This window comes from Streptomyces sp. 351MFTsu5.1 (assembly GCF_000383655.1).
In the GTDB taxonomy this organism is placed as follows: domain Bacteria; phylum Actinomycetota; class Actinomycetes; order Streptomycetales; family Streptomycetaceae; genus Streptomyces; species Streptomyces griseorubiginosus.
Genome location: NZ_KB911811.1, coordinates 1 through 8679, shown reverse-complemented (window position 1 = coordinate 8679; position 8679 = coordinate 1). Strand labels below are relative to the sequence as shown.

Here is an 8679-nt window from a genome sequence, read left to right as displayed (position 1 = left end):
CATCACGAGAGCGGAGCGACCACCGGAATAAGGCGGTCACTCACAGCGTCCTCGCTGTGTTTTTCTTCAAAGGAACCTCGTCCCAGCCGAACGGCCGGAGACGGGGTATCAACATATCTGGCGTTGATTTTTGGCACGCTGTTGAGTTCTCAAGGAACGGACGCTTCCTTTGTACTCACCCTCTCGGGCTTTCCTCCGGGCTTTTCCCTTCGGTCTTGCGTTTCCGACTCTATCAGACCGTTTCCGGTTCCGATTTCCTCGGTGCTTTCCAGTTCCCGCTTCCGCGTTTCCCTTTCCGGCGGTTCCGACTCTATCAGATCCTTTCGGGCCTGATCCCCGGTCAGCGGGGCTTGTCTTCCCGACTGTTGGGCCGTTCCGACGTCTCAAACCTTAGCGGACTCTCGCTGTGGTCCCAAATCGAGGGGCCACACCCAAATCGAATTGAATTCGGGCACGCCGAATTCACCCCGGCTGGGAGATCGTTCTGATGGTTTGAGTGGCCGCTTTCGCGGCGGGAGGTGCTGCCGCAGAACCGTTACGGCCCCGTGGCAACCCGAAGAACTTTACGGATCGAGCAGGGGGCTGTCAAGTACCCGCTGTCAAGATCTTTTCAGTCGAGGTCGCTGAGGCGTCCGCCGGCGTCCGGCTGCGCGTGCTCCACCCTACGCAGCAGCCTGGTGAGGACGTTCCCAAGGGTGTTGCGCTCCTCGGCGGAGAGGTCCTGGAGCAGCTCCTCCTCGAAGACCGTGGCGAGGCGCATCGCCTCCAGCCACTTCTCGCGGCCCTCGGCGGTCAGCTCCACGATGACCCGGACCCGGTTCGTCTCGTCCCGCTCCCGGGTCACCAGCCCCTGTGCGTGCATGCGGTCGATCCGGTGGGTCATCGCGGCCGGCGTGAGGCCGAGTCGCTTGGCGAGATCACTGGGGCCCATCCGATAAGGGGCACCGGAGAGCACGAGCGCCTTGAGGACCTCCCACTCGGCGTTGCTGATGCCGAGGTCGGCGGTCTGACGGCCGTAGGCGACGTTCATACGGCGGTTGAGGCGGGAGAGCGCCGAGACGATCTGCTCGACCTGGGGGTCGAGGTCCTGGAACTCGCGCTGATAGGCGGCGATCTGCTCGTCGAGCGTCGGCTCGGGGACGCCAGGGGTCTCGGCCATGTGCGCAGTATCGCACGCGCATGCTTTGCCTTGAAGTCCTTCGCTATGTACTCTTTAGCTTCGAACTTTAACTCTGAAGTCTTCACTCCTAACTAGTGAGAGAGGTGAACGTGACCAGGGCGATGGGCGCAGCGATGCGCCGGATCCACGTGGGCAACGCACTCAGCGCGTTCGGGCTCGGTTTCACCGTCCCGTATCTGTACGTCTATGTGGCGCAGGTGCGTGGGCTGGGAGCCATGACGGCGGGGCTCGTCCTCGCCGTCTTCGCCGTGGCAGCACTGGTCGTGCTGCCGTTCGCCGGACGGGCCATCGTCCGGCGCGGCCCGCTGCCGGTGTTGCTCACCGCCCTGCTCACGGCGGCCGTCGGGTCGTTGAGTCTCGGTCTCTCGGCCCAGGCCCCGACCGTGCTGCTGTCGGCGGCGCTGCTCGGGGCCGGTCAGGCCGTGATGCAGCCGGCGCTGGCCACGATGATCGTGGACTGCTCCACGGCGGAGACCCGCTCGCGTGCCTTCGCGACACAGTTCTTCCTTCAGAACCTCGGGCTCGGCGTCGGCGGTCTCATAGGCGGCCACCTCGTCGACACGTCGAGCGCCGCGTCCTTCACTCTGCTGTTCGCGATCGAGGCGGCGATGTTCCTGCTGCTGGTGGTCGTGATGGCGACGCTGCGGCTGCCGCACTCGCCGCGGATCGAGGACGCGCCGGGCCGGTCCGCCAAGGGCAGCTGGAAGCAGCTTCTCGGGAACCGGGCCATGGTGCAGCTGTGCGTGCTGGGCTTCGTGCTGTTCTTCGCCTGCTACGGCCAGTTCGAGTCCGGTCTGAGCGCGTACGGCGTCGAGGCCGCCGGCATCTCCACCTCCGCGCTGGGCACGGCCCTGGCCGCGAACACCGCGATGATCGTGGTCGCTCAGTTCGCCGTGCTGAGGTTCGTCGAGCGGCGGAGGCGGACGCGGGTGATCGCGGCGGTCGGCGTCATCTGGGCGGTCGCGTGGCTCACCGCGGGTTACGCGGGCCTGGGTCACGGCAGCCAGGAGATGGCCACGGCCGCGTTCGTGTCGACGTACGCACTGTTCGGCCTGGGTGAGGCGATGCTGTCGCCGACCGTCGCCCCGCTGGTTGCCGACCTGGCTCCGGAGGGCATGGCAGGGCAGTACAACTCGGCCTTCGCCCTGGTGAAGCAGCTGGCCCTGGCGGTCGGCCCGGCGGTGGGCGGCCCGCTGGGAGCCTCCCTGCACGCGCCGTACATCGTGACGTTCCTGCTGTTCTCGCTGGGCATCAGCTACCTGGCGATACGCCTGGGCAGGCAGCTGACCCCGGTACAGAACCAGCCGTCGCTGCGGAAGAGCCGGGTGGTGGCGCAGGGTGGAGCTGCGGCGAAGTCCGTAGCCGCCTAGCCACAACCCGGTAGGGGCGCGGGGAACTGCGCGACCAGCCACAGACAACCCGCACCCGGCATCGATCAGGCACCCCTACGGCGCTACCCCTTCGGCAACACGAACTCGCACCAGACCGTCTTCCCCCCGCCCGGCGTCCGCCGCGACCCCCAGTTCGACGCGATGGTCGCCACGATGGCGATTCCGCGACCGGACTCGTCGCCCGCCTCCGCCCGTCGGCGCCGGGGCAGGTGGTCGTCCCCGTCCGTCACCTCGACGATCAGGCGCCGATCGGTGCGGCGGAGCCGCAGCCGCATGGGTGGAGTCCCGTGCTGAAGCGAATTGGCGACCAGTTCACTCACCGCCAGCACCCCCAGGTCGTGCAGCTCGACCGGGAACCGCCAGCTCGTCAGCACGCCGGAGGCGAAGGCACGCGCGCGTGGGGCGGCTTCGACCCCGCCCAGCAGTTCGAGGCCGGCGTTGCGGAAGAGCTCGCCCTGGGGGCCGGTGTGGGCGGGGTGCTGGAGGACCATGACGGCGACGTCGTCGTCGTGTTCCGCGGTGACGCCAGCCGAGCGGATCAGGCGGTCGCACATCACCTGAGGAGTGCCGGTTGCGCCGGCCAGGGCACGTTCGAGGGCCGCGATGCCCTCGTCCAGGTCCTCGTTGCGGCGCTCGACCAGGCCGTCGGTGTAGAGAACGGCCGTGGAGCCGGGGCTGAGGGGGATGGAGCCCGAGGCGTGCATCCAGCCGCCGGTGCCGAGCGGCGGGCCGGTGGGTTCGTCGGCGCGCAGGACGGTGCCGGTCTCGTCGCGGACCAGGATCGGCAGGTGGCCGGCCGAGGCGTAGACCAGCTTCCCCTCGTTCGGGTCGTGGATGGCGTACACGCAGGTGGCGATCTGGTTGGCGTCGATCTCCGTGGCGAGGCCGTCGAGGAGCTGGAGCACCTCGTGCGGGGGCAGGTCGAGGCGGGCGTACGCCCTTACGGCGGTGCGGAGTTGGCCCATGACTGCGGCGGCACGGACCCCGCGGCCCATGACGTCGCCGATGACGAGGGCGGTGCGGCCCCCGCCGAGGGTGATGACGTCGTACCAGTCGCCGCCGACCGCGGCCTCGGTGCCGCCGGGGTGGTAGGTGGCCGCGATACGGAGGTCGTCCGGTTGTTCGAGTTCCTGGGGGAGCAGGCTGCGCTGGAGGGTGACGGCGGTCTCGCGCTGGCGGCGCTCGCTGGCTCTGAGGCGCTCGGCGGCCTCGGCGTGGTCGGTGACGTCGGTGGCGAAGACGAGTACGCCGCCGTCGCCCTCGGTGACCGGGGTGCAGGTGAAGGTGTAGGAGCGGCCGTCGGGCGCCTTGCGGGACTTGACCGTGCGGGGCTTGCCGCTGCGCAGGACCTGGTCGAGGAGCGGGAGGAGGCCGATCTCGTCGAGCTCCGGGAGGGCTTCGCGGGCCGGAGCGCCGGGCGAGCGCAGTCCGAAGGCGACCACATAGGCGTCGTTGACGTAGGCGAGGCGGTGGTCGGGGCCGTGGACGAGGGCGACGAGAGCGGGGACGCGGTCGAGGACCTCGCGGACGGGGAGTTCGTCGACGGCGGGGATCGGCACGGTGAGTTGTTCGGCGCGGGCCGCGGGGACCGCGCCCTCGCTCAGGCGGTCCTCGGTGACCAGGTCGTCGGTCCGCGCTGCGGCGCGGCGCTGCGTTCCGGGGAGGCGGGCGCTCCAGCGCGTGAAGTTCACGAATCCTTGCCTCGTGTCGTCGTCTTCGGCGTCTTCGGGCCGGCTCCGGGCCCGGCCGGTGGGCTGGGGACGGCAGCCCGGGGGTGCAGCACGGTGGGAAGACCTCTTGGGTTCGAGGGGCGGGCGGCTGCCCGTCCGAGGACGGGCATCAGTGTGTCAGGAGGCCGACCGGGTCGACATCCGTCAGACGCCGGGGCGGTTCGTGGAGTTCCTCGGTCCGGTCAGGACGACCCCTTCGGGTCGTTCACAGGGTCATGAGGAGGCTTTCCACCGGCCGCGAGTTCGAACTCCGCCCGGGGATGTTCGAGTGAACCGAGCGAGACGATCTCTCGCTTGAAGAGTCCCGACAGGGTCCATTCGGCGAGGACGCGGGCCTTGCGGTTGAAGGTGGGCACCCTGCTGAGGTGGTAGACGCGGTGCATGAACCAGGCAGGGTAGCCCTTCAGCTTGCGCCCGTAGACCTGCGCGACACCCTTGTGGAGGCCCAGGGAGGCCACGGAACCGACGTACGCGTGCGCGTACGTCTCCAGGGGTTCGCCGCGCAGGGCGTGCGCGATGTTGTCGCCGAGGACCTTGGCCTGCCGGACGGCGTGCTGGGCGTTGGGCGCGGTCTCCTTGCCGGGCTCGTCGGCGGTGACGTCGGGGACGGCGGCCGCGTCTCCGGCCGCCCACGCGTGCGTGACGCCCTCCACGGTGAGCTGGGCGGTGCACTTCAGCCGGCCTCGCTCGTTGAGCGGGAGGTCGGTGGCGGCGAGGAGCGGGCTGGGCTTGACGCCGGCGGTCCATACGAGCGTTCGTGTCGGGAAGCGGTTGCCGTCGCTGAGGACGGCGACGCGGTCCACGCAGGACTCCAGGCGGGTGTTCAGCCGTACGTCGATGTTGCGGCGGCGCAGTTCGCTGACCGTGTAGCGGCCCATCTCCTCGCCGACCTCGGGGAGGATGCGGCCGGTGGCCTCGACCAGGATCCACTTCATGTCCTCGGGGCGGACGTTGTGGTAGTACCGCGCGGTGTAGCGGGCCATGTCCTCCAGTTCGCCGAGCGCCTCCACGCCCGCGTAGCCGCCGCCGACGAAGACGAAGGTGAGGGCGGCGTCGCGGATCGCGGGGTCGCGGGTGCTGGAGGCGATGTCCATCTGCTCGATCACGTGGTTGCGCAGGCCGATGGCCTCCTCGACCGTCTTGAACCCGATGCCGTGGTCGGCGAGTCCCGGGATCGGCAGGGTGCGTGCGATCGAGCCGGGGGCGAGGACGAGTTCGTCGTACGACAGCTGCTCGGCGCCGGTGCGCTCCTCCTCGGTGGCGAGGGTGGTCACGGAGGCCGTGCGCTTGGCGTGGTCGATCGCGGTGACCTCGCCGACGAGGATCCGGCAGCGGTCGAGGACCCGGCGCAGCGGTACGACCACATGACGGGGGGAGATCGACCCGGCGGCCGCCTCGGGCAGGAACGGCTGATAGGTCATGTACGGGTCGGGCGTGACGATGGTGATCTCGGCCTCGGCCCGGTCCAGTTCCCGTTTCAGCTTCCGTTGCAGACGCAGGGCCGTGTACATCCCGACGTAGCCACCGCCGACAACCAGAATGCGCGCACGTTCCTTCACCACCCCATGACGCACCCGCCGCTTGAGTTTGTCCACAGCCTCGACAATTTGTGTGACCGGAGTCCGTCGGCGCGCCGGGTTGGCCGAATCTCCGGAGTGCGCGGAAGGTTCGCAGGTCAAGGGGTGTGCGCCGGGCGGGCGGAGGGGGTGCATTCGGGGCGTTTGGTACCCGTACTCCGATCGGGGGGCGCTCGGTGCGGAACGTGCCCCTTCTGAATTGACCCCCGCTCAACTATGTTCGTGTGTCGACGGGGTGTAGGGGGATGCGCTCCGGGTCCGCGACGGGCGGACTCGCGAAACGGGCTTGTTCCGCTCGCTCCGGCTTTCGATGGCGGGGAGAGTCTCCGGGGGGAGACGTCATTACCGGGGGAACATTTATGCACATTCAGGACTCTCATTGGTCTACCGCGTCCGCCATGGCACCCGGTGGCGGGGCGATGGGTGGCGCGATGGGCCCGACGATGAGCGCGGCGGGCAACGGACGTGAGGGATCACGTTCGACCCCGCTGCGCGTGGACGCACAGCGCAATCTGGAGCACGTACTGCGCGCGGCGCGCGAGGTCTTCGGCGAGCTGGGCTACGGCGCGCCGATGGAGGACGTGGCACGGCGCGCCCGGGTGGGTGTCGGCACCGTGTACCGGCGCTTCCCGAGCAAGGACGTCCTGGTCCGGCGGATAGCCGAGGAGGAGACCTCCCGGCTCACCGACCAGGCGCGGGCGGCGCTCGGGCAGGAGGACGAGCCGTGGTCGGCCCTGTCGCGCTTCCTGCGCACGTCGGTCGCCTCGGGCGCCGGGCGGCTGCTGCCGCCGCAGGTGCTGCGGGTCGGGGTCGACGAGGGCGACGGCTACGACGAGGCGCGGGTGCCGCAGCAGCGGACCACCCCGGGCTCCGGCGAGCTGCGGCTCGTCCCGGAGGAGAGCCCGTTGGGCCCCGGGGACGACGACGCCGGGGCAGCGGCGCTGCTGGAGGTCGTGGGCCGGCTCGTGGACCGCGCGCGTGCGGCCGGCGAGCTGCGGACCGACGTGTCGGTGTCCGACGTCCTGCTGGTGATCGCGACCGCGGCGCCCTCGCTGCCGGACGCGGCACAGCAGGCGGCGGCCTCGGCGCGGCTGCTGGACATCCTCCTGGAGGGACTGCGGTCCCGGCCGGCGTGACGCGTGTGGGTGACGGCGGGGGCGACGGCCGGGTGTGAGCCCGGTGTGGCTCGTCAAGGTGACAGCGGGGTGCGGCCGGATCGTCCGCCGCACCCCGGAACATTCCTGCCCAATTCCGGCGCGTCGCCCAACTTCCGTCCCGTGCGCGACAGTTGAGCATTCCCCGAACGGGTGAAAGCTAGTACTGGATCGCCGGAAAACCCCACGGACGAGTGGATGCGAAGCACTGTGCCCTACTGACTAAAAGTCGATATGGCACTCTGACCCGGTGTTCGGGACTGGTTGGTCGGGCGGCGGGGGCATTCCGCGATGAGCGTTGACGGGCGGAACGAGCCTCACGGTGAGGGCGACGGGGAACCCGGTGGCCGGGCCGGAGGCACCCCACAGGTGCCCGGCCAGGGCAGCCGGGCGGGCATCCCGCGCGGCGCCGTCCCGGCCCAGGGCGGAGAACCCGTCGAGGGCAGCGTGCCGCCCCAGCGCGACCGGCGCGAGGACGGCAGCGTGCTGCCCCCGCCGCGCGAGACGACGCCGTCCGACGCCGATCTGATCGAGCGGATGCGCGCGGGCGACGACTCGGCGTACGAGGCGCTCTACCGGCGCCACGCGGAAGCCGTGCGCCGCTACGCCCGCACCTGCTGCCGCGACGCCCACACCGCCGACGACCTCACCGCCGAGGTCTTCGCCCGGATGCTCCAGGCCGTCCGCCGCGGCCACGGCCCCGAGCACGCCGTACGCGCCTACCTGCTCACCAGCGTCCGGCGCGTCGCCGCAGGCTGGACCAAGTCGGCGAAGCGCGAGCAACTCGTCGCCGACTTCGCGGTGTTCGCCGCCCAGGCCGCGCGCACGTCCGAGGTCTCCGACCAGGACACCCTGGACCTGGGCGCCGATGTGCGTGCGATGCACGAAGCCGAGCAGTCCATGGCCATGCAGGCCTTCCGGTCACTGCCCGAGCGCTGGCAGGCCGTGCTGTGGCACACCGAGGTGGAGGACGAGTCGCCGAGCGAGGTCGCCGTCCTCTTCGGGCTCGACGCCAACGGCACGCGCGTGCTGGCCAGCCGGGCCCGCGAGGGCCTCAAGCAGGCCTACCTCCAGGCCCACGTCAGCGCGAGTCTCGCCGGCGACGAGGAGTGCGCCCGCTACGCCGACCGGCTCGGCGCCTACGCCCGTGGCAGCCTGCGCACCCGGGCCGAACGCGGGCTGCGCAAGCACCTGGAGGAGTGCGCCAAGTGCCGGCTGGCCGCGGGCCAGATCAAGGAAGTCGCCGGGGGCATCCCGGCCGTCGTACCGCTCGCGGTCATCGGCTGGTTCGGGGCCGCCGGGTACGCCAAGGCCATCGGACTCATCGCCGGCGGCGCCGGGGCCGGAGCCGCCGGTGCCGCGGGCGCGGCCGCCGCGGCGAGCGGAGGCTCCTCGGGCGGGGCGGGTGCCGGCGGCGCCGCGGCCTCGGAGGGCCTCGGCGCGCCGGTGAAGGCCGGTATCGCGGCCGGTGTGGTCGCGGTGGCCACCGCCGCGGTGGCGCTCGCGCTGATCGGCGACCACAGCCCCGCGCGGAAGCCGGACGCCAAGCCGCCCGCGTCCGCACCGGCCGTCGAACCGGCCCAGCCGACCCCCACCCCGAGCACGCCCGAGCCGGACCCCCCGCTGCTCCCCGTCGCGGCCACCCCC

The 8679-nt window shown here is 70.9% G+C and carries 6 protein-coding genes; 3 read left to right on the top strand and 3 right to left on the bottom strand.

The genetic code is table 11. The features are described from left to right. Positions 1–610 precede the first annotated feature (610 nt). Positions 611–1159, bottom strand: a complete 549-nt coding sequence (locus H295_RS0142295) for a MarR family winged helix-turn-helix transcriptional regulator (RefSeq protein WP_020141422.1) — start codon at positions 1157–1159, stop codon at positions 611–613. A 122-nt stretch (positions 1160–1281) separates the two neighbouring features. Here H295_RS0142295 and H295_RS0142290 point away from each other — a divergent pair, with 122 nt between their 5' ends. Continuing rightward, on the top strand, positions 1282–2550 hold the full coding sequence (locus H295_RS0142290; protein WP_043218934.1) for an MFS transporter: 1269 nt from the start codon (positions 1282–1284) through the stop codon (positions 2548–2550). 83 nt (positions 2551–2633) lie between these two features. Here H295_RS0142290 and H295_RS0142285 read toward each other — a convergent pair whose 3' ends face one another. Together H295_RS0142285 and H295_RS0142280 are read right to left on the bottom strand one after the other, a co-directional pair. Further along, a complete protein-coding gene (locus tag H295_RS0142285; RefSeq protein ID WP_020141420.1) occupies positions 2634–4262 on the bottom strand; it encodes an ATP-binding SpoIIE family protein phosphatase in 1629 nt (542 codons plus the stop codon). Positions 4263–4483: 221 nt separating this feature from the next. Further along, entirely contained in the window at positions 4484–5863 is a 1380-nt protein-coding gene (locus H295_RS0142280; RefSeq protein WP_028810263.1) for an NAD(P)/FAD-dependent oxidoreductase, read from the bottom strand. 374 nt (positions 5864–6237) lie between these two features. Here H295_RS0142280 and H295_RS0142275 point away from each other — a divergent pair, with 374 nt between their 5' ends. Both H295_RS0142275 and H295_RS0142270 read left to right on the top strand, forming a co-directional pair. Continuing rightward, complete coding sequence (locus H295_RS0142275; RefSeq protein ID WP_078616914.1) at positions 6238–7014, top strand: TetR/AcrR family transcriptional regulator; 777 nt, start codon at positions 6238–6240, stop codon at positions 7012–7014. A gap of 309 nt (positions 7015–7323) precedes the next feature. Next, on the top strand, positions 7324–8679 hold a 1356-nt coding region (locus H295_RS0142270), incomplete at its 3' end, for a sigma-70 family RNA polymerase sigma factor (RefSeq protein WP_028810262.1).